The sequence below is a fragment of the Actinomadura macra NBRC 14102 genome (assembly GCF_001552215.1).
In the GTDB taxonomy this organism is placed as follows: Bacteria; Actinomycetota; Actinomycetes; order Streptosporangiales; family Streptosporangiaceae; genus Spirillospora; species Spirillospora macra.
On sequence record NZ_BCQT01000006.1, the window covers coordinates 312,712 to 332,015 of the forward strand.

Annotated in this window: 22 protein-coding genes; 8 read left to right on the forward strand and 14 right to left on the reverse strand. The window is 69.7% G+C overall.

The genetic code is table 11. From position 1 onward, the window contains the following. Genes AMA02S_RS10650 through AMA02S_RS10660 form a run of 3 tightly spaced genes read right to left on the reverse strand, consistent with a single transcriptional unit; the run spans nucleotide 1 to nucleotide 1,553 of the window. Nucleotides 1-576 (reverse strand): DNA-3-methyladenine glycosylase I, encoded by a 576-nt coding sequence (locus tag AMA02S_RS10650; RefSeq protein WP_067455499.1) that lies wholly within the window; start codon nucleotides 574-576, stop codon nucleotides 1-3. A 15-nt stretch (nucleotides 577-591) separates the two neighbouring features. Beyond that, entirely contained in the window at nucleotides 592-1,029 is a 438-nt protein-coding gene (locus AMA02S_RS10655) for an SRPBCC family protein (RefSeq protein WP_084264969.1), read from the reverse strand. After that, a complete protein-coding gene (locus AMA02S_RS10660; RefSeq protein ID WP_067455502.1) occupies nucleotides 1,026-1,553 on the reverse strand; it encodes a hypothetical protein in 528 nt (175 codons plus the stop codon). Before AMA02S_RS10660 ends, AMA02S_RS10655 begins: the two co-directional genes overlap by 4 nt. Here AMA02S_RS10660 and AMA02S_RS10665 point away from each other — a divergent pair. Beyond that, nucleotides 1,542-1,859 (forward strand): hypothetical protein, encoded by a 318-nt coding sequence (locus AMA02S_RS10665; protein WP_067455505.1) that lies wholly within the window; start codon nucleotides 1,542-1,544, stop codon nucleotides 1,857-1,859. The two genes, AMA02S_RS10660 and AMA02S_RS10665, sit on opposite strands and share 12 nt — an antisense overlap. 78 nt (nucleotides 1,860-1,937) lie before the next feature. Here AMA02S_RS10665 and AMA02S_RS10670 read toward each other — a convergent pair whose 3' ends face one another. The 4 genes from AMA02S_RS10670 to AMA02S_RS10685 form a co-directional block, all read right to left on the reverse strand. Continuing rightward, nucleotides 1,938-3,254, reverse strand: a complete 1,317-nt coding sequence (locus tag AMA02S_RS10670; protein WP_067455507.1) for an alkaline phosphatase PhoX — start codon at nucleotides 3,252-3,254, stop codon at nucleotides 1,938-1,940. Between the two features lie 201 nt (nucleotides 3,255-3,455). Then, nucleotides 3,456-4,079, reverse strand: a complete 624-nt coding sequence (locus tag AMA02S_RS10675; protein WP_067455513.1) for an LOG family protein — start codon at nucleotides 4,077-4,079, stop codon at nucleotides 3,456-3,458. Further along, nucleotides 4,079-4,879 (reverse strand): LOG family protein, encoded by an 801-nt coding sequence (locus AMA02S_RS10680; RefSeq protein WP_067455516.1) that lies wholly within the window; start codon nucleotides 4,877-4,879, stop codon nucleotides 4,079-4,081. Before AMA02S_RS10680 ends, AMA02S_RS10675 begins: the two co-directional genes overlap by 1 nt. 45 nt (nucleotides 4,880-4,924) lie before the next feature. After that, entirely contained in the window at nucleotides 4,925-6,388 is a 1,464-nt protein-coding gene (locus AMA02S_RS10685) for an MFS transporter (RefSeq protein ID WP_067455524.1), read from the reverse strand. Nucleotides 6,389-6,491: 103 nt separating this feature from the next. On the opposite strand from AMA02S_RS10685, the gene AMA02S_RS10690 reads away from it, so the two are divergent. Then, nucleotides 6,492-7,052: a TetR/AcrR family transcriptional regulator gene (locus tag AMA02S_RS10690; RefSeq protein WP_157430501.1), complete on the forward strand. Its 561-nt coding sequence runs from the start codon at nucleotides 6,492-6,494 to the stop codon at nucleotides 7,050-7,052. Nucleotides 7,053-7,063: 11 nt separating this feature from the next. On the opposite strand, the gene AMA02S_RS10695 is transcribed toward AMA02S_RS10690, so the two are convergent. Continuing rightward, nucleotides 7,064-7,738: a 4'-phosphopantetheinyl transferase family protein gene (locus AMA02S_RS10695; protein WP_067456973.1), complete on the reverse strand. Its 675-nt coding sequence runs from the start codon at nucleotides 7,736-7,738 to the stop codon at nucleotides 7,064-7,066. 30 nt (nucleotides 7,739-7,768) lie between these two features. On the opposite strand from AMA02S_RS10695, the gene dapE reads away from it, so the two are divergent. Further along, nucleotides 7,769-8,827 (forward strand): succinyl-diaminopimelate desuccinylase, encoded by a 1,059-nt coding sequence (dapE, locus tag AMA02S_RS10700; RefSeq protein ID WP_067455528.1) that lies wholly within the window; start codon nucleotides 7,769-7,771, stop codon nucleotides 8,825-8,827. Between the two features lie 12 nt (nucleotides 8,828-8,839). On the opposite strand, the gene AMA02S_RS10705 is transcribed toward dapE, so the two are convergent. Further along, the gene (locus AMA02S_RS10705) at nucleotides 8,840-9,676 is read right to left on the reverse strand and encodes a 2,3,4,5-tetrahydropyridine-2,6-dicarboxylate N-succinyltransferase (protein ID WP_067455530.1); all 837 of its coding nucleotides are present in this window, start codon (nucleotides 9,674-9,676) and stop codon (nucleotides 8,840-8,842) included. A gap of 44 nt (nucleotides 9,677-9,720) precedes the next feature. Here AMA02S_RS10705 and AMA02S_RS10710 point away from each other — a divergent pair, with 44 nt between their 5' ends. After that, the gene (locus AMA02S_RS10710) at nucleotides 9,721-10,623 is read left to right on the forward strand and encodes a hypothetical protein (protein ID WP_245667445.1); all 903 of its coding nucleotides are present in this window, start codon (nucleotides 9,721-9,723) and stop codon (nucleotides 10,621-10,623) included. Nucleotides 10,624-10,710: 87 nt separating this feature from the next. Here AMA02S_RS10710 and AMA02S_RS10715 read toward each other — a convergent pair whose 3' ends face one another. The 5 genes from AMA02S_RS10715 to AMA02S_RS10735 all read right to left on the reverse strand — a co-directional run bounded on the left by AMA02S_RS10715 (nucleotide 10,711) and on the right by AMA02S_RS10735 (nucleotide 16,283). After that, complete coding sequence (locus AMA02S_RS10715) at nucleotides 10,711-11,304, reverse strand: hypothetical protein (RefSeq protein ID WP_067455533.1); 594 nt, start codon at nucleotides 11,302-11,304, stop codon at nucleotides 10,711-10,713. Continuing rightward, on the reverse strand, nucleotides 11,301-12,560 hold the full coding sequence (locus AMA02S_RS10720; RefSeq protein ID WP_067455536.1) for a DUF7224 domain-containing protein: 1,260 nt from the start codon (nucleotides 12,558-12,560) through the stop codon (nucleotides 11,301-11,303). The genes AMA02S_RS10715 and AMA02S_RS10720 overlap by 4 nt, the downstream gene beginning before the upstream one ends. 1 nt (nucleotide 12,561) lies before the next feature. Beyond that, a complete protein-coding gene (locus AMA02S_RS10725) occupies nucleotides 12,562-13,323 on the reverse strand; it encodes an ATP-binding cassette domain-containing protein (RefSeq protein ID WP_218004909.1) in 762 nt (253 codons plus the stop codon). Nucleotides 13,324-14,158: 835 nt separating this feature from the next. Continuing rightward, nucleotides 14,159-15,622 carry an MFS transporter gene (locus AMA02S_RS10730; protein WP_067455539.1) on the reverse strand — a complete coding sequence of 488 codons (1,464 nt, stop codon included), beginning with the start codon at nucleotides 15,620-15,622 and terminating at the stop codon, nucleotides 14,159-14,161. A 19-nt stretch (nucleotides 15,623-15,641) separates the two neighbouring features. Next, nucleotides 15,642-16,283, reverse strand: coding sequence for a hemerythrin domain-containing protein (locus tag AMA02S_RS10735; protein WP_067455541.1), 642 nt, complete (start codon nucleotides 16,281-16,283; stop codon nucleotides 15,642-15,644). A gap of 161 nt (nucleotides 16,284-16,444) precedes the next feature. Here AMA02S_RS10735 and sigJ point away from each other — a divergent pair, with 161 nt between their 5' ends. From sigJ to AMA02S_RS10755, 4 genes are all read left to right on the forward strand, one after another. Then, nucleotides 16,445-17,368, forward strand: coding sequence for an RNA polymerase sigma factor SigJ (gene sigJ / locus AMA02S_RS10740; RefSeq protein WP_067455544.1), 924 nt, complete (start codon nucleotides 16,445-16,447; stop codon nucleotides 17,366-17,368). A 201-nt stretch (nucleotides 17,369-17,569) separates the two neighbouring features. Continuing rightward, nucleotides 17,570-18,112: a DUF6232 family protein gene (locus AMA02S_RS10745; protein WP_067455549.1), complete on the forward strand. Its 543-nt coding sequence runs from the start codon at nucleotides 17,570-17,572 to the stop codon at nucleotides 18,110-18,112. Then, nucleotides 18,105-18,437 (forward strand): hypothetical protein, encoded by a 333-nt coding sequence (locus AMA02S_RS10750; RefSeq protein ID WP_067455552.1) that lies wholly within the window; start codon nucleotides 18,105-18,107, stop codon nucleotides 18,435-18,437. Before AMA02S_RS10745 ends, AMA02S_RS10750 begins: the two co-directional genes overlap by 8 nt. 482 nt (nucleotides 18,438-18,919) lie before the next feature. Continuing rightward, on the forward strand, nucleotides 18,920-19,291 hold the full coding sequence (locus AMA02S_RS10755; protein WP_067455557.1) for a glyoxalase superfamily protein: 372 nt from the start codon (nucleotides 18,920-18,922) through the stop codon (nucleotides 19,289-19,291). The last annotated feature ends 13 nt before the right edge of the window (nucleotides 19,292-19,304 follow it).

Sequence of the window (19,304 nt, forward strand, 5' to 3'; positions counted from 1 at the left end):
TCAGCGGTAGGCGCCGCGGCGGTGGCAGCCGGTCAGGTGGTCGTCCACCAGGCCGCACGCCTGCATGAGGGCGTAGGCGGTGGTGGGGCCGACGAAGCGGAAGCCGTGCCGCTTCAGCTCCTTGGCCAGGGCCTTGGAGCCCTCGGTGGTGGCGGGGACGTCGTCCATGTCGGCGTGGCCGGGGGCCTCCGGGTCGGCGTAGCGCCAGATGGTGGCTGCCAGGCCACCGGGGATGTCGAGGGCGGCGCGGGCGTTGCCGATCGCCGCGTCGATCTTCGCGCGGTTCCGGACGATCCCGGCGTCGTTCATCAGCCGCTCGACGTCACCGGGACCGAACGCGGCGACCTTCGCGGGGTCGAAGCCGGAGAACGCGGCGCGGAACGCCTCGCGTTTGCGCAGGATCGTCAGCCACGACAGCCCCGACTGGAACGCCTCCAGGCAGAGCTTCTCGTACAGGCCCTCGTCGTCGCGGACGGGACGGCCCCATTCCTCATCGTGGTAGGCGACGTAGTCGGGGGCCGACAACCCCCACGGGCAGCGGGCCAGCCCGTCCTCGCCGCGGATCGCGGTGCTCATCCGACCCGTTCTACCTCATGGTCCCGACAAAGCCGACAGTGCGGCCAGGCGGCGGAGCCCGATGCCCATGAACGCGCGGACGATCGGGCCCGCGACGAGCCAGCCCGCGCGGCCGAGCGGCCCGAGCGGCAGGTCGACGCGCTCCGCCCACACGATGCGGCTGCCCTCACCGTCGGGGGTCACCCGGAACCAGGCTTCGCCGCGCACGATCCGGCCGGTGTGCCGGACGGCGACGCGCCGGCCGGGACGCCAGTCGGTGATGACCATCGTGTCGAGGAATCCGACGGGCCCGACACCGGTCCAGGCGCGAAGCTCGGCCCCCTCCTCCCGGCCGCCTTCGGCGCTGGTGAAGGGCATCCATTCGGCGTGCCTCGGCCAGTCGGTCAGGACCGCGAAGAGGCGTTCCGGCGGGGCGTCCGAGACGGCCTCCGCGTGGACGGCCACCACGCTCACGAGCGCTCCTCCCCCACCGGCTCTTCCTTCGGGTCGTCGAGCGGGCCGTCCCGCGGGGGCGCGCCGGGCTCCCGAAATATCGGGGTGCCGTTCGCGACGGCCTGCTCCTGGATGCCGTGCAGGGCCCCGATGGGCCCGTCGGGCTCGCCGAGTCGGCGGCGTAGGTCGTCCACCTGCCGTTCCAGGACGGCGAGGCGGTCATCCCGCTCAGTGATCGCGCCCGCGAGCCGCCGCAGCGCCTCGTCGGTCACGGGGACCTGGTAGCCCCAGAGGCCGCGCGGCAGGCGCAGGAACGTGACCTCCGGCCCGGTGAGGCGCCGGCCCTCGGGCAGCGGGAGCGGCGGGTGGTCGGGATGGGTCTCGGCCAACTCGCCGCCCCTGCCCATGGCGAGGACGACGACGGCTCCCAGCACGGCCAGGCCGGCCAGGATGAAGACCACGACCACGTTGCACTCCGATCTGTCACCGTCTCCCAACGTCTGCGCATCACCGATCGTGCCACGCTTGGCGGCATGGGGTTGCATGAGCAGTGGGTCCTGCCGCCTGGCGCGCCCGTCCCGCAGGGGGTCGCGGACGCCGGGACGGCACCGACGGCGGCACGCGTGGCGGAGCTGGCCGCGGCGGGTGGCGCGGTCCTCGTCACGCTGGTGTCGGACGCGCCGGAGCCCGATCCGGGCCTGCTGGCGGCGGTGTCGGTCTACGCCTGGCTCGGGGCGACGGCGTTTCGCGTGCCGGAGCCGCAGGCGGACGGGGTGCGGCAGGTCCTCGACATGGTCGCCTCCATCCAGGGCGCCCGCCCGCCGTCGGTCACCCGCCGCGGACTTGCGTGACCTCGCGATCGCTTCGGGTGAGATTCGCCACCGGCTTCACCTCACCCGAAGCGGGTAACGCGCTCGGGGTCGCGGAACTCAACCGCGCAGCTTGTGCCAGGGGCCGGTGATCGCGAAGGTCGCGCCGGGGTCGGACTGCCGGTTGGCGAACAGGATGTTCCCGTCCGGGGAGAACGTGACGCCGGTGAACTCGCTGTCGTTGAGGGCGTTGCGGGCCATCGCGAACGGCTGGTTCTTCTTGGTGGTGCCGATGAGGTACTGCTCGCCGTCGCCGTCCTCGGCGAGGATCACGCCGCCGCCGTACGGGGAGACGGTGATGTTGTCCGGGCCGTCGAAGCGACCGCCCGGCTTGAAGATGAGCTGGAGCTCGATCTCGTTCTTGTTCGGGTCGTAGGTCCAGACCTGCCCGGCGTGGTCGGCGGCGGCGCCGGAGGACTTGTGCGAGTAGCTACAGACGAAGTACGCCTTGCCGTGCCCCCACCAGGCGCCTTCGAGCTTCTGGCTGCGAGTGATGGTGTCGAACTGCTTGCGGACGGAGGTCTGCTTGGCCGACGGGTCGGGGACCGCGGTCCAGCGGGCGTGCAGCTTCGTCCCGGGCTCCTGGACGGCCGACAGGTCCGGGACGCCGCGGATGTTCAGCGCCTCCAGGCGGCCGCCCTGAAGGTAGGCGTGGTAGTCGCCGCGGTGCGCGCGGGGGCGGAACCGGTAGAACAGCCCGAACGGGCCGGCGGCGTCCTCGGTGAGGTAGGCGGTGAGCGTGTGCGGGTCGACGGCGACGGCCTCGTGGGCGAAGCGGCCGAGTCCGGTCAGCGGGATCGGCTTGGTCTCCTTGCCGTGCGGGTCGACCTCGAACACCCAGCCGTGGCTCTTGGTCTGGCCGGTGAATCCCTCGGTCTCCTCGCAGGTCAGCCAGGTGCCCCAGGGGGTGCGGCCGCCCGCGCAGTTGGTGGCGGTCCCGGCGAGGCTGACGTACTGCGACAGCAGGGTCCCGTCGCGGTCGACCTCCAGGGTGGTGGTGCCGCCGTTGGCCGCCGGGTCGTAGGTCCACTCGGGGCGGCCGACGGCGCGGGTGCCGTTGTTGCTCTGCTCGTGGTTGCGGACGAGCCGGGTGCGGTGCGGCTTGCTGCCCGGGAACGTCGCCGTCCCGTCGTGGTGACCGGGGACGACGACCCCCTCGGAGATGGGCTCGCCCTCCACCGACAGCGTCTTGTACGAGAAGCCCTTGGGCAGGTCCAGCACGCCCTTCGGGTCGGGGATCAGCGGGCCGTAGCCGTACGCCTCACCGACATCGGCGCCCGCGGAGGTCTGGAAGATCGAGTCGAGGCTTCCGGCTAGGGCGATGGACAGCGCGCCGGCGGCGCCACCCTTCACTACTCCGCGACGGGACACGGACATGGGCACTCCTTCTCACGTGATGGGATCACGCGGGAGCCTTGTCGGCACTCCTGAACCGAGGATGAACGAACACCTGACGAACGGCAAACCCCCAGGACAATCTTGCTTTTCGGGGTCCTGGGGGCCACCTGTGGACATCCTGGGACCACCCGGCCCCGCTCCTGGCGGTCGGGTGGTCACGAAGGGCGCGTCAGCGCCCCGTCACAGCTCGGCCTCCGCGTAGTCCTCGGGGGTGGCCTCGATCCGCGGCTGGGATCGTTCCAGGAGATCGAACGCCTCGTCGACATTGCTCGTCCAGCCGATGGCGTCGAAGATCTTCGGGCGGGCGAAGCCCTGATCCGCGAGGCCGATCATCAGCTCGCGGAGCGGGTCGTACACGCCGGTCGGGTCGAGGATCACGACGGCCTTGCGGTGCATGCCGAGGACGCGTGCCGTCCAGATCTCGAACAGTTCCTCCAGCGTGCCGATCCCGCCGGGCAGGACGAGGAAGGCGTCGCTGCGCCGGTCCATCTCGCCCTTGCGGGCGCGCATGTCGGGGGTGACGATCAGCTCGTCGTTGTCCTCGTCGGAGATCTCGACGCTGACGAGGCCCTCGGGGATCACCCCGACCGTCCGGGCGCCGCCGGCCCGCGCGGCGCGGGCGACGGCGCCCATGCACGACACCTGGGCGCCGCCGCTGACGAGGCTGTGCCCGCGCCGCGCCAGCTCCGCACCGACCTCGGCGGCGAGGTCCAGATACGCCTTGTCGATTTTGCTGCTGGACGCGCAGAAGACGCACACAGCGAGCCCGGGGGGTACAGGGGGTACGGAGGGGCCGTCCGGCATCAGGTGCCCTCCGCGGTGGCGGCCTCGATCGCTGCCGCCTCCTCCTGCATGAGGCGCTCGGCCTTGATGTGGGCGTCCCTGACGACCTGGACGACCTCGTCCGGGTCGTCGGTGAGGTGCACGAGGTCCAGGTCCCCCGGGGAGATCTTGCCCGAGGGGAGCATGACCTTGCGGACCCAGTCGAGCAGGCCGCCCCAGAACTCGGTGCCGACGAGCACGATCGGGAACCGGGTGATCTTCTTGGTCTGGACGAGGGTGATCGCCTCGAACAGCTCGTCCAGCGTCCCGAACCCACCGGGCAGCACCACGAACGCCTGGGAGTACTTGACGAACATCGTCTTACGGACGAAGAAGTAACGAAACTCCAGCCCGATGTCCAGGTAGTCGTTCAGCTTCTGCTCGAACGGCAGCTCGATACCGAGCCCGACCGACATGCCGCCGTTCTCGTCGCAGCCCTTGTTGGCCGCCTCCATGATCCCCGGCCCGCCACCGGTGATCACGGCGTACCCGGCGTCGTGCAGCCGGGCACCGATGTCGATGGCGAGCTCGTACTCCTGCGAGCCCGGCTTGGTGCGGGCGCTGCCGAACACGCTGACGGCCTTCGGCAGCTCGGCGAGCAGGCCGAACCCCTCGACGAACTCCGCCTGGATCCGCAGCACGCGCCAGGGGTCGGCGTGCAGCCAGTCGGGCGTTCCGCGGCTGTCCAGCAACCGCTGGTCGGTGGTCGTCTGCGGGACGGCACGGCCGCGCAACATGGCCGGCCCCTGCCGTCGCGTACGGGGGTTCACTTCGGAAGTCATGAGCTCAACGGTAGCCAAGCGCCCGCCCCCTCACCTGCCGAACCATCATCGGCCCGGCTGCGGTACATCGTCCTTCGGGACCGAGTCGGACGAGACGGGACCGGGGAGTCCGTCGTCCATCCGACGGCCGGGCAGCAGGAGCAGCGTGACCAGGGCCGAGGCGAGGGCGATGCCGGCGGTGGCGAGCAGGGCCGCCTGGAACCCCTCGTTGAGCGCGGCGGCCATCACCCGCTCTCCGCCGGCGAAGGCGTCCTCGGTCGCGGCGGTGGACACCGCGACCGCGATGGCGAGGCCGAGGGCACCGCCGATCTGCTGCGTCGTGTTGATCAGACCGGACGCGAGCCCCGACTCCTCCGTGGCCGCCCCGGCGGTGGCCGCGATGGTGACGGCGACGAACGCCACGCCGCCGCCGAGACCCATCACGACCGTCGGGCCGAAGACGTCCTGCCAGTAGTCGCCGGGCGAGGACATCCGCGAGAGCCACGCCAGCCCGGCCGCCACGAACACCAGCCCTCCGGCCAGTGGCGTCCGCACGCCGAACGCGGTCACCAGCCGGGACCCGCCTCCCGCGCTGAGTGCCAGCGCCACCGCCACCGGAAGTTGCCCGAGGCCGGCCTTGACCGGCCCGTACCCGAGGACCTGCTGGAGGTAGAGGGTCAGGACGAAGAACATCGGAAAGACCGCCATCGTCAGCAGGACCGCCACCAGGTTGCCGCCGCGCAGCTCCCGCTTCCGGAAGATCCCGAGCGGCACGAGCGGATCCCGGACGCGCACCTCCACCAGCACGAACGCGGCGAGGAGGAGCAGTGCCAGCCCGCCGAGCCCGTAGGTCTGGGCGGAGTCCCAGCCCGCGTCGTTGGCGTCCACGAGCGTGTAGACGAGCAGGGCGAGCCCGCCGGTCACCGACACGGCGCCGACCAGGTCGAAGCCGCGGGCCCGCTCGTCGCGTGCCTCGGGCAGCACGACGGGCGCGAGCGCGATGGCGGCGGCGCCGATCGGCACGTTGACGAACAGCACCGATTCCCAGCCGAGCCAGTCGGTGAGCAGCCCGCCGAGGATCGACCCGGCGGCGCCGCCCGCGCCCGCCACGGCCCCGAACAGCCCGAGCGCGCGGTTGCGCTCGGGGCCGGGCGCGAACAGCGTCATGATCAGCGACAGCGCGGCGGGTGCGACGAACGCGGCGCCGAGGCCCTGGACGGCGCGCGCGCCGATGAGCGTCCCGGCGTTCTGCGCGAGGCCGCCGCCGAGCGAGGCGAGCGTGAACAGCGCGAGCCCGAGGACGAACATCCGGCGGCGGCCGGCAAGGTCGGCGACCCGTCCACCGAACAGCAGGAAGCCGCCGAAGGTGAGCGTGTAGGCGTTGCCGATCCACGACAGGTCGGCCTGGTCGATGTGCAGGTCCCCGCCGATGGACGGCAGGGCGACGTTGACGATCGAGGCGTCCAGGACCAGCACGAACTGGACGCTGACGAGCAGGGCGAGGGCGATCCCCCGGTGCCGTCCTGGCATGTTCCCGCTCCTAATTGGAAGTTGAATTCCGCTTCCGTTTCGCGTCGCGGACGATACGGAATCCTCATTCCGCTTGTCAATTCGTGTGGTTGACTGGGTGCCGATGTCCGCCACCGATGAGCGTCCGATGCGCGCCGACGCCCGCCGCAACCGGCGCCGCGTCCTGGACGCCGCACGCGCCGCCTTCGAGGAGGAGGGCGCCGACGTCCAGATGGAGAACATCGCCAAGCGCGCCGGCGTCGGCGTCGGCACGATCTACCGGCACTTCCCCACCAAGCAGGCGCTGATCGACGAGCTGACGGACCAGTGGATGGACGACGGCGCCGTCAACGCGGCCAAGGCGCTGCGGATCGACGACGCCTGGGAGGCGCTCGCCACCTTCGTCCGGCTCAGCTCGGAGGTGATGGCCCGCAACCGCGGCCTCCGCGAGATCTACAGCGACGTGTCCAAGCCCATAGAGGACGCCGGCCACGACCACCCCGAGCTGCGCGCCAACGTCGGCCGCCTCCTGGACCGCGCCCACGAGGCCGGAGCCCTGCGCACCGACGTCGGCTTCACCGAGTTCCAGGCCCTCATGTGCGGCCTGGCCATCGTCACGACCTACACCGCCCCCGGGCTGCACCACGTCTACGCCGACGTGATCCTCAAGGGTCTGCGACGTTAGCCCCGCCGGGCTCAGCCCAGCTCGGTCACCTTGAGCGGACGGTCGGTCAGGACGGCGAGGGATGCCGCGTACCCGGGCCCCGGGGCCAGGTCGGCGAGCCGGATGGGCGAGACGGCGGCATCCCCCTCCCAGGAGAGGACCGCGGCGGGCTCGTCCGGAGGTGAGACGTGGAGCGCGGTCATGGGGGCCGCCAGCCCGTGGCCTGTCGCCTTCAGGACGGCCTCCTTGCGGGTCCAGTAGGCGTGGAAGCCCCGCCTGCGCTCGTCCGGCGGCAGGGCGGCGAGCACGTCGCGCTCGGCCTCGGCGAGGACCATCTCCGCCAGCCGGTCCACGTCCCGATCGCTTTCGCGCTCCACGTCCACGCCGACCTCGGCCCCCTCGGCCACCACCAGGACGACCCGGTCGCCCGAGTGCGACAGGGAGAAGTCCACGGCGTGACCGGGCAGGCGCGGCTTGCCGTGGGACGCGCCACAGTGGGGGCAGTCGGTGGTGAATCCGATGTCCCGCACCGGCAGCCCGGTGACGTCCGCGAGGACGGTGCGGGCCAGGAAGCGTCCGGTGACGAAGCGGGCCTTGTCCTCGGGGCGCTGGAACCGCTCATAGCGCCGCCGCTCCGCCTCGTCCAGAAGGCCGCGCATCCGAGGCCCGTCGGCCGGCGGCGCCCAGTGGACGGCGCATTCGAGCATCTCCACGATGGCGATGATAGGACTTGGTCCATGCAGCTCGATCTGTTCTCGGACGTGGCGGACCTGACGGCGACGATCGTCGACATCGAGTCGGTGAGCGGGAACGAGAAGGCCCTGGCCGACGCCGTCGAGGAGGCGCTGCGCACGTTCCCGCACCTGACGGTCGATCGCGACGGGGACACGGTCGTCGCCCGCACCGGCCTCGGGCACGCCGAGCGGGTCGTCCTCGCCGGTCATCTGGACACGGTCCCGCTGAACGGCAACCTGCCGTCGCGGGTCGAGGGCGACCGGCTCTACGGCTGCGGTACGACGGACATGAAGAGCGGTGTAGCGGTCGCGCTGAGGCTGGCCGCCACCGTCACCGCGCCGACCCGCGACATCACCTACGTCTTCTACGAGTGCGAGGAGGTCGAGGCCGAGCGCAACGGGCTCAAGCGGCTCGCCACGGCCCGTCCGGAGCTGCTCGAAGGCGATTTCGCGGTGCTGATGGAGCCGACGGGCGGGCAGATCGAGGGCGGCTGTCAGGGCACCCTGCGGGTGGAGGTCACCGCGGCGGGCGAGCGGGCGCACAGCGCGCGCGCCTGGATGGGCTCCAACGCCATCCACACGGCAGGGCGCATCCTGGACTTGCTACGCGCGTACGAGCCGTCCCGTCCGGTAGTGGACGGGCTGGAGTACCACGAGGGCCTGAACGCGGTCTTCATCCGCGGCGGCGTGGCCGGCAACGTCATCCCGGACACATGCGTCGTGACCGTTAACTACCGGTTCGCGCCCGACAAGTCACCCGCCGAGGCGGAGGCCTACGTGCGGGACGTGTTCGCCGAGTTCCACGTGGAGGTCACCGACGCCGCCTCCGCGGCGCGGCCCGGCCTCACCCATCCGGCCGCCGCCGCCTTCGTCGAGGCCAGCGGCGCACCGGTGCGCGCCAAGCTCGGCTGGACGGACGTGGCCCGCTTCGACGAACTGGGCGTCCCCGCCGTCAACTACGGCCCGGGAGAGCCCACCCTCGCCCACACCAAGGACGAGTACGTGGAACTCCCCCTCATCACCGACTGCGAACAGCGCATGCGCACGTGGCTGGAGTCCTAGGCGGACGGCTTCTCAGGTGTTGACGCCGTGGTCGCGGAGGATGTCGTTCAGGGCGGCCTTGTCGTGCCGCTGCCCCTCTTCGAGCCGCTTGAGGATCAGGACGGCCGGCAGCCCGAACGTCCCGCCCTTGAACTCCTTGGTGCGGGTGCCGCCGACGGCGACGCACCAGTCGGGGATGCGGCCCCGGCTGATCTCCTCGCCGGTCTCCACGTCGATCACGGGCATGGACGCCGACAGGTTGGTGCCCGAGCCGACCATGGCACCGCGCCCCACCCGGGCACCCTCGGTGATCATCGAGCGGCTACCGATCATCGCCTCGTCCTCGATGACCACCGGCTTGGCGTTCGGCGGCTCCAGCACGCCGCCGATGCCCACACCCCCCGAAAGGTGGACGTTCTTGCCGATCTGGGCGCAGGACCCCACGGTCGCCCAGGTGTCGACCATCGTCCCGGAATCGACGTAGGCGCCGATGTTGGTGAAGGACGGCATCAGCACCACGCCGGGCGCGAGGTGGGCCCCCCAGCGGGCGATGGCGCCGGGGACGACGCGGACGCCGTCCAGCCGGCTCTTGAGCGGGATGCGGTCGTGGTAGCGGAAGTCGCCGACCTGGGAACGCACCATGCCGAGCACTTTGAAGCTCAGCAGGATCGCGCGCTTGGCACGCTCGTCGACGACGACCTCGCCGGTCGCGGGGTCGATGAGCGCGACCCGGGCCTCGCCGGTGTCGAGCTGGTCGACGGCGGCCACGATCGCGGCGCGCGCGTCGCCGTCGTCCGGCGTGAGGTCGGCGCGCCGCTCCCACAGCTCGTCGATGACGCCGGAGATCGGGCTGGTGAACGTTTCGGTCATGAAGCTTGAGCTTACTGGCCGCCGGATCCCGGTACCGTCGTCGCGTGGCTGTTTGGGCGAGGTTGAGGACACGCCCCGCGGAGGGCTCGGACGGCGGGCGCCGTCCCCGGTGGCGTTGGACCGCGGTGGCCACGGCCGTCGTGGTCGCACTCGGGGTGGGCGGCTACATCCTGTTCCAGCGTGCCCGCCCCTACCTGCACGGCTCCGGCTGCGAGGTGCGCACCGCGGCCGGCAAGATGCCGTTGGACCTGGACCAGGCCGCGAACGCGGCGACGATCGCGGCGGTGGCGTTCCGCAAGCAGCTTCCCGAACGCGCCGCGGTGATCGCCTACGCCACCGCGATCCAGGAGTCCCACATCCGGAACCTGCCGGGCGGCGACCGCGACTCGGTGGGCATGTTCCAGCAGCGCCCGTCGCAGGGCTGGGGCAAGCCGCCGCAGCTCCGCGACCCCGTCCAGTCCACCAGCAAATTCTTCGACGCGTTGGTGAAGGTGAAGGACTACCTCGACCGCGACCTGCACGACGCCGCGCAGCGGGTGCAGCGCAGCGCCGACGGCCGCGCCTACGCCCAGCACGAGCCGGACGGCAAGCTGCTGGCGCGGGTGTTCACCGGCCGCGAGGCGGGCTCGGCGCGCTGCTGGTACCCGCCGGACAAGAAGACCGCCCCCCGCCGTCCAGAGGCGATCAGGGAGATGCGCCGCGCCTTCGGCGGCCGTCTCCAGCTCGACAGCCCGAAGACCCCCCTGGGCGCCGTCCCGTCATGGGACGGCATCAAGGTGACCAACACCCGCGCCGGCTGGGCGGTCGCCGCGTGGAGCGTGACGCACGCGCAGGTCTACGGCCTCACCGAGGTCCGCTACGCGGGCCGCCACTGGGAAGCCGACTCCGGCCACGACGGCTGGACCAAGGACGAGGACGCCCCCACCGACCACGTCATCATCCACTGACCCGGCTGCCGTTGATGGCGCCGACGGCGCCGGCTGTCGCCCCCGGGACCTCATCTCCTGCCGCGCCCGGCGCGCGCAACCGCCGGTTCAGAGCTGCTTTCGCGGATCTCTTCGATTGCAGCGGGTGAGGAGGATTCCGATGGCCAGGGTGGTCATCGACACCACCGCCGCGGGCACGTCACCGGAGTCTGCCAGCGGCCAGACCCAGACCTGCACGCGATCCGGAGGGGCCCCGGTCAGGATGACAAGGAACAGATAGGCGGTGGGAATCGCGGTGGCGCCGTGACGCCCAAGGAAGAAGCCTCCGATGAGCGCGGCGCCCGTATAACCGGCCAAGTTGCGGCCGGCAGCGAATCCCAGCGGTTGAAGGCCCGAAAGGGTCAACAGGAGCCCGAGCCCGAGTGCGCAGACGCAGACCGATGCAACGAGTACGACCCTGTAGAACCTTGTGGCCCGGCCGGCCACCAACTCCAGTTCCCGCGGGCCGCCTGCCAGTCCGTGCATGAGCAGCGCCACCGAGATCAAAGGCACGATGAGGGCCAGCGGAGTTCCGATCAGCGACTCTTGCAGGATGCTGGGCGCCGGCACCGTACTGCCACCCGATATCGCGACGACACCCAGCATCCCGGCCAGCCCGAGGAGAATGCTCAGCAGATTGTGGGCTCGCATCCAGAGGATCATTGTGCGGAGACTTCACGCGGCTCGATGTTGCAGTCGGTCAGAGATGCCAAATTCTGTTTGAACCAGGAAAGTTGCACGCTCTCGGATGTGGCCAGAACACGCTTGATCATGGCGACGTTCTCATCTCCGACCTTGCCCACGAGCTGCGCGGGTTCCACTCCCCCCTTGACCGCCAGCCACGCGCCGACGAGGTTGTAGGCGTCGCCACCGCGCTCAGCCGATCTCTTCGAGCAATCGAGTTCCTTGCTCGGAAGGAAACCGCCGGCGAGGGCGACGACGAGATCCACTCCTGACGAATCAGGGGCCGCCACGAAAGACCACGACGTCTTCTGGTCCGCCGGGCCCTCGGTGACCCGCTCGGGGCGGGGAAGCCCGGCCGCCGATATCTTCTGCACAGCCGGGTAGATCAGGCGGGCGTCACGATCGAGGTCCTTTCGACGCTCCTTCCACACGCACACTTGCAGTTGGGAATAGCCACGGCAGATCAGACCGGCAGAACGCGGCCTCTCGGCATAGGGCCCGAGATTCTTCACAAGCCCTATCGCGATCAGCATCGCGCAAAGAGGTAGTAGTACGGCCGATGCCCGTAACAGGACGGGCCGCCTGCTGCTCGACCAGATCAAGGATGCCGCGACCAGGAGAGAACCCGCGAGGATGGCCTGAGCAGCAAGAGCCCGATTGTCGAAGACCGCATCGGTGCGGCAGCAGGCCCCGTCGTTGTACCCGGTCAGATGCCTGAGCCAGAGCGGGTCGAGTGCGACCGGATAGGCGAGCCAGAACCATGCCATCACAAGAAGTACCGGCACGCCGACGGCAGGATGCAGCCAGCGACCGGCCGCGAAGCCGACGACGGCCCATGCGGACAGGACCAGCATCGCGGTCACTATGACCAGCAGATCAGGCGTGCCCGGCACGTCACCGAGCTTGGTGAACAACGCACCGAAGGCCGCGAGCATCCCGAGGACCGCGCAGCCCAGCATGGGCAGCAGTGACCACATCATGATCGTGGCGGGGCCGCGGACGCTCACCCCCGGATGGACCCCCGCGCGACGGAGCCGCCACGACTCCCACGCGGCGATGGCCGCCATCGGCGGTGCGAACGCCAGAACGGCGGCCGACGTCGCCTTGACGGTTCCGTCCCGCCAGTTGTCCTCGACGAAATCCAGGCCATCGCCGAGAAGAACGACAAGGTAGACGGCGACGAAGGGCATGACGTAAATAGCGGCCGCCGAGCGAAGCCAACGATGCAGGGGCACGTCACGCCTCCTCTGACACGAACCGCGCGTAGGAGTCCTCGATGGAGCCAGCTGTTTCCACGAACCTGGCGGTGGCGCCCGAGAAACGCACCTTCCCGTTGTCGATGACGATCACCGAATGGTAGAGGTCGGTCAGATCCTCCGTCTGGTGGGTCGAAACGACCACATGGCACCGTTCACTCACCCGGGAGATCACCTCACGGAAGGTCTCACGCTGCCTCGGGTCGAGCCCCGCGGTCGGCTCGTCCAGGAGGATCACTTCGGCATCATGGATCAAGGCGGAGGCCAGCCCGACGCGCCGGAGCTGCCCGCCGGAGATGTTCGACGCGCGCCGGTCGGCCACGGACCCGAGGTTGACGTCCTCAAGGGCCGCCACGGAACGGCGCCAGGAATCGGCCCTGGACAGGCCCTTGAGCCATCCCGAATAACTGACCTGTTCCCGCACCGTGAAGCCGGGCACAGCGCGAATGCTCTGGGGCATCCACCCCACCTTGCGCCGATAAGACGAGCGTTCCCTTCGATGCGCCGGGTCGAGCCGGCCATAGGAAACAGACCCGTCCGAGGCGTACAGCAGCGAAGCGGCTAGACCGAGCAATGTTGACTTTCCCGCCCCGTTCGGCCCCAGCAGAACTGAGCATCCGGCCGGGAACTCGAAGGAGAAGTCTTGTAGAACCGGCTGCCGTCGTCGGTAGCCGAATGTGCAGCGGTTAAAGGTTATCGGCATGGTTCCCTCGTACAGGAGGACGAGGTGAAACCCGCCCACAGGTTCCTGCTGCGGGCGGGTACACCTCGACGAAGCTCAGTAATAGACCTGAATCCATCCGGCTGAGAAGCGATACCAGGTGGGAGGGCTACTCGAGCCGTAGATCTTGACCAGGGTGAAGTGGTACTTTCCCGACCTCTGATCACCCCACTGGCCCCGCTGCTTCCGGTTCCCCCCGCATGCGTTGCCGTAGGATCGCTCACCGTACTTCGGATCCGGGCGGCCCCGAAGTTCCCGATACAGATTGAACGTGCCCGCCGGGCTCGGGGCGTTGGACGAGCAGTACTTCATGTCGAGTGCGGTGACCCAATTGTCCCCGTTCCGATCGTTCCAGGGACGCGACTTCTTTCCGGTGGCCCAACTGTTGATGTTGGACTGCCAGGAGCCCTCGGCATCGGCCGGAGTCGACCACCCTAACCCCACAGCCCCAGCCACGAGGGTGACCGCAGCAACCCTCACCAGACGAATCATGCCAGGCATGAATCATCCCTTCCTGATCAGCTGCCGCCGCGTGGCGACATGCCGAACCTCGGAGACCTGTACTGCGGGGTTCGTGCCGATGTTGACAGAGTTATACAAGGCTGGTCAAGGATTGCGCCAGGGCCGCCGAAGGATGTTCTCGCTACACGAAAGGGGCGTGATTAATGTGCGTCATAGTATGTCCCGATCTGCGGCAATATCGGGTCCGGCCCGTCCGCGCCGGACATCGCGTATGCCTTCGGCTCAGGCGGCCTTCGAGCCGTTCCGGTACGCGCGTGGCGGTGAGAGGGTGGCCGCTGCCGAGCACGTTCCGGCCGTGGATCCCGGCTGGAACGGCCGCCCACTCCCCTGAGACCTACTTGGTGGGGACGGGTTCGGGGACGGGCGCCGTGGCGGGCAGGTCCTGGGCCTCACCGCGGCTGTTGGCGGCGCGGATCGCCACGATCGCGGCGGCGACCAGGAAGAGGCTGCTGGCCAGCAGTGCCCGCGCGAACCCCGAGGTGAGCGCCTCGGGCATGGGACGGCGGTCGGCGATCATGGCGTTCGTCCGGGACGTGGCGAGCGCGGAGAAGATCGCCAGCCCGAGCGCCCCGCCGAGCTGCTGCGAGGCGTTGAGCAGCGCGGCGGCGAGCCCGGCCCGGTCGGACGGGACGTTGGCGTTGGCGGCCGTGGTGATCGCCACGAACGCCATGCCGAGCCCGACCGAGGAGATCAGCAGACCGGGCAGCAGATCGGTCAGGTACGAGCCGTCCACGGGGATCCGCGACAGCAGGTAGACGCCCCCGCCGCCGAGCAGCAGCCCCGCGATGATCAGTGGGCGGGTGCCGACGCGTGTGAGCAGCTGGGCGGTGATTCCCGCGGCCACGGCCACCCCGGCGCAGAGCGGGAGGTAGGCCGAGCCGGTCTTCAGCGGCGAGTAGCCCAGGACGTTCACCATGTAGAGGCTGAGGAAGAAGAACATCGAGCCGATGCCCGCCACCGCGACCAGCATCGCGACGTCGGCGGCGGCGAGACCGCGGATCCGGAAGATGGACAGCGGCAGCAGCGGGTTGCGTCCCCGCTGCTCGTTGACGAGGAACGCCAGCAGGAGCACCACGGCGCCGGCGAGGCCGCCGATCGTGCGGGCCGTGCCCCAGCCGACCTCCGGCGCCTTCACCAGGGTGAACACGAGCAGCAGCATTCCCCCGGTGACGAGGGCCGTGCCGAGGAAGTCGAAGTTCGCGAGGCGCGCCGACCGCCGGTCGCCCTCGACGAGCACGAACATCCCGATGAGGACCAGGACGCAGACGGGGACGTTGACGAGCATCACCCAGCGCCAGCCAGGCCCGTCGGTCAGCAGCCCGCCGAGCAGCACACCGGCCGCGGAGGCGCCGCCGGCGACACCGCCCCAGACGCCGAGCGCCTTGTTGCGGTCCCCGCCCTCCTTGAACATCGTGGTGAGGATCGACAGGGTGCCCGGCAGCATCAGCGCGGCGCCGGCGCCCTGCGCGAGCCGCGCGCCGATCAGCATCCCGGGGCTCTGCGCGAAGCCGCCGACGACCGAGGACAGCGAGAACAGCACGGTCCCGCCGACCACGACGCGGCGGCGTCCGAGCAGGTCGGCGAGACGCCCGCCGAGCAGCATGAACCCGCCGTAGGTGAGCAGGTATCCAGACGGCACCCACTGAAGGTCCTGCACGGAGAAGTCCAGATCACTGCGGATCGCGGGCAGCGCCACGTTGACGATCGAGGCGTCGATGAAGTCGAGGAACGCGATGGCGCACAGCAGGGTCAGCGTGATCTTGCCGCGTGGGGTCGCGAGGAAGGACGGTTCGGCCATGTCATGATCTCCGATCGGGTCAGGCGCCCACGGGGGCCCGCCAGCGCGGCGCGCGGCGGTAGCGGGGACTCCACACGTAGCGGTGGAGCACCCGGACGGGTGGCGGCACGACGCCGAGGACCTTGCGCCGCATGTCGGCGTCCGCGCCGTCCAGCAGCCAGGGGAAGAACGCGGCGGCGCCCTTGAGGCCGAGCAGGCGGCGCTGCTCGGCACCGAACGCGGACCACTCGTCCGCGCTGAGGAACTCCTGGACGAGCGGCAGCGCGAGCTGCTCCTCGTGCTCGCAGTGCGCCCCGAGCCCGTCCGCGAGCCGCTCAGCGCTCAGCGCGAGCCGCTCCGCCGAACCCGCCGCACCCGCCGAACCCGCCGAACCCGCCGAGACGGCCTCGCCGACGGCGTCGATGAGCGCCTCCAGCCGGGCGTGCTCGTCCTCCATCTGGTCCAGGACGGCGGGGACGGCGTTCTTCGCCCTGAGGACGGGCCATAGATGGGTGTCCTCGGCGGTGTGGTGGATGTGCAGGAACCGCTTGAAGCGCTCCCAGCCGGCCTGTACCCCCGGGCTTGAGGCGTCCCCGCCCCCGGCCATGGCGGCGAGCCGGTCGAGATCGCGTTGGAACGCGTCGTGGACGGCGTACATGAACGTCACGTCGATGCCGCTCATTCAGACCCCCTTGTCGAGCCGTGTCGCATTTATGAGGGGGTCAGGGCCGGCACATGTGACAGCCGGTCCAAAAAAGAGGCTCACATCACATGACTCCGGGCGATGTCACATTTCGGGGGTCGCGGCACCTCGGAAGGGAGAGCGCACAGGAGGTCACAGCCATGCCGGATCCCACCGCGACCGGAGTGTTCGCCGATCACCGGGAACTGCTGTTCTCGGTCGTCTACAACCTGCTCGGCAGCGTCGCCGACACCGAGGACGTCCTCCAGGACACCTGGCTGTCGTGGACGGCCCGCGACCGGCCCGAGGTCACCAATCCGCGTGCCTACCTGGTGCGGATCGCGGTCAACACCGCCCTCGCCAAACAGGCCGCCATCAGCCGCCGCCGCGAGAGCTACGTCGGACCGTGGCTGCCCGAGCCCCTGGTCGAGCAGCCGGGCGCCGACGAGTCCGCCGAGCGCACCGAGGCCGTCTCGCTGGCCCTGCTCGTCGTCCTGGAGACCCTCACCCCTCTGGAGCGGGCCGTCTTCGTCCTGCACGAGGTCTTCGGGTACGCCCACACCGAGATCGCCGGCATCCTCGACCGCAGCCCGTCCGCCGTCCGCCAGCTGGCCCACCGCGCCCGCGAGCACGTCCACGCGCGCCGCCCCCGCTACCAGGCGGACCCCGACGTCCAGCGCCGGGTGACCGAGCAGTTCCTCAAGGCGACCCTGGGCGGCGACCTGGAATCCCTTCTGGAACTCCTCGCCCCCGACGTCACCCTCTGGACGGACGGCGGCGGCAAGGTCAGGGCGGCCGCCCTGCACCCCGTGGAAGGCCGCGACCGGGTGGGCCGCCTCATCGTCAGCACAACCAAACGCCAGGGCCCGCAGCACCTGGCCATCCGCTACCGCACCGTCAACGGCGACCAGTCCGCCCTCCTGTTCGACGCGGACGCCCCCTTCGCCGTCATGGTCCTCGACCTGGCCCCCGACACCGACCAGATCAGAGGCATCTACGCCGTCGTCAACCCCGAAAAGCTCACCCACATCGACGACGGTTCCTCCACCGATCGTTCGGATCCCCCCGATCACCATCAGTCGTGAGATCAAGAATTGCGTCCCGCGGCACTTCCGGTGCCGGCGGCTCGCATTATGCGTCGATGATGAGGGCGCAAACAAAAGGATCTTCGGAGCCGGTTCCGGATCCGGCCACGAGATGACTTCCAGGGAAAATACAGGACTGCCGACGCCTGGCAATGGATACGATTCCGATGACATCGGCTCTTCGGCGGACGGGGGTCTCCTATGGCGAAGAAGCCTGACGCCAAGGTCATCGAGGTGCACAAGCACACACTGTCCATAGGCCCCGATTTCCAGGTCTACCAACTGAAGAACGTCGCACGCGTCCAGGTTCTGGACTGGAAACCCGATCTTGGTTACGGGTCCCTTTCGAGCGTCCTGTGGAAGCTCGTCGTCACACTCGTCGCGGCGGGCGTGGTCGGGGCGCTGGCGAACTCCTCCGAGTCGACCTCCACAGGCGACTTCACGGCCATCATCATGTGGGCCGCACTCGTGCTCATCATCCGGTACGCCTATCAGGCGATCCGCATCTCCGCGAGACAGACGCAGTGGGCCCTGGTCCTGGAGACGACGGGAAGTCCGATGGCCGTCATCTCCGGCAAGCACCGGGGGCCGGTCGTCGAGTTGCACCGGTTCATCGTGAATTCGATCGAGAATCCGCCCGAGCGCGCCCAGTCATGGCACATCGGCCACCTGAACATGGTCGGCGGCGACCAGATCAACCAGTCGGGCGAGGGGAACAAGTGGGGAAAGGTGCTCAATGGGTGATTTCAACATCGTCGGTGGCGATCAGATCAACCAGTCGGGATCGGGCGACAAGGTCGGGAAGATCGTCCATTCCGAGGAGGCCCGTGCCGAGGCCGCACGGGATCTGTCCGAATTGATCGCTCATTTGCGGGGCGTGGGACTCGTTGACGCGGGCGGTGACCCGACCGACATGCCGCAGCTCCGCGCCGAGGTCGCCCGCCAGCGGGGCAGGTTCGGCAGGCTGGCGGACTTTCTCCGGCGGGGAGGAGAACCGGTGGCGGTCGCCGCGACCGGCGGCACGATCGCGGGCGTTGTGGTCAACGTGCTGCGCCAGCTCGCCACCTGACACCGACTCGCCGTGGACGGTCCTGGCCGTGCGCCCCGGCCACAGCTGCAACGTGTGCTCTTCCTCGGCGCTGCCGGTACTGCGGATGCACAGCCGTACGCGGTACACCACATGCGGCCACACTTGAGTGGACAGTTCCTCCAGTGCTGTCCCCTCCTGATCGGAAACAGCGAGGATCAGTTCGGGATAGGGATGGCCGACCCATTGCTGGCTGATCTCCGCAACGTACTCCCACGCCGCGACGCACCGAGCTCCAGGCGCTGCCGTGCGGCGGCGGGACGCACTGGAGGAGCAGGCAGATCCTGCCCGACCTGCGCGAGCACGACGTCACGAGCCCGCATGCATTCGCCCGCCTCGCGATCCTCCCGGATCTGCAGCAGGCACACTCCTCTTACTGGCCAGCAGGACCGCTGCTGTCAGAGCGATCGGACCAGTACTGCCCCTAAGGTAAAAGGATCACTCACCTCAGACAGGGGGCACGGATGGACTTCAGGCTTGAGCTGGTGACGGTTCCCGTCTCGGACGTCGACCGGGCGAAGGCGTTCTACACCGAGAAGGCCGGGTTCAACGCCGACCACGACCACCAGGTGAACGAGGAGATCCGTTTCGTCCAGCTGACCCCGCCCGGGTCGGCGTGCTCGATCGCCCTCGGCACCGGCCTGGAGGACATGACCCCGGGCTCCGTGCAGGGGCTCCAACTGGTCGTGGCGGACGCCGACGCCGCGCGTGCGGAACTGGCGGGCCGGGGTGTCGACGTCAGTGAGGTCCAAGAGTTCCCGTGGGGCCGCTTCGTCTTCTTCAAGGACCCCGACGGGAACGGCTGGAACGTCCAGGAGCTCCCGCAATACACCTGATCGACGAGCCGCG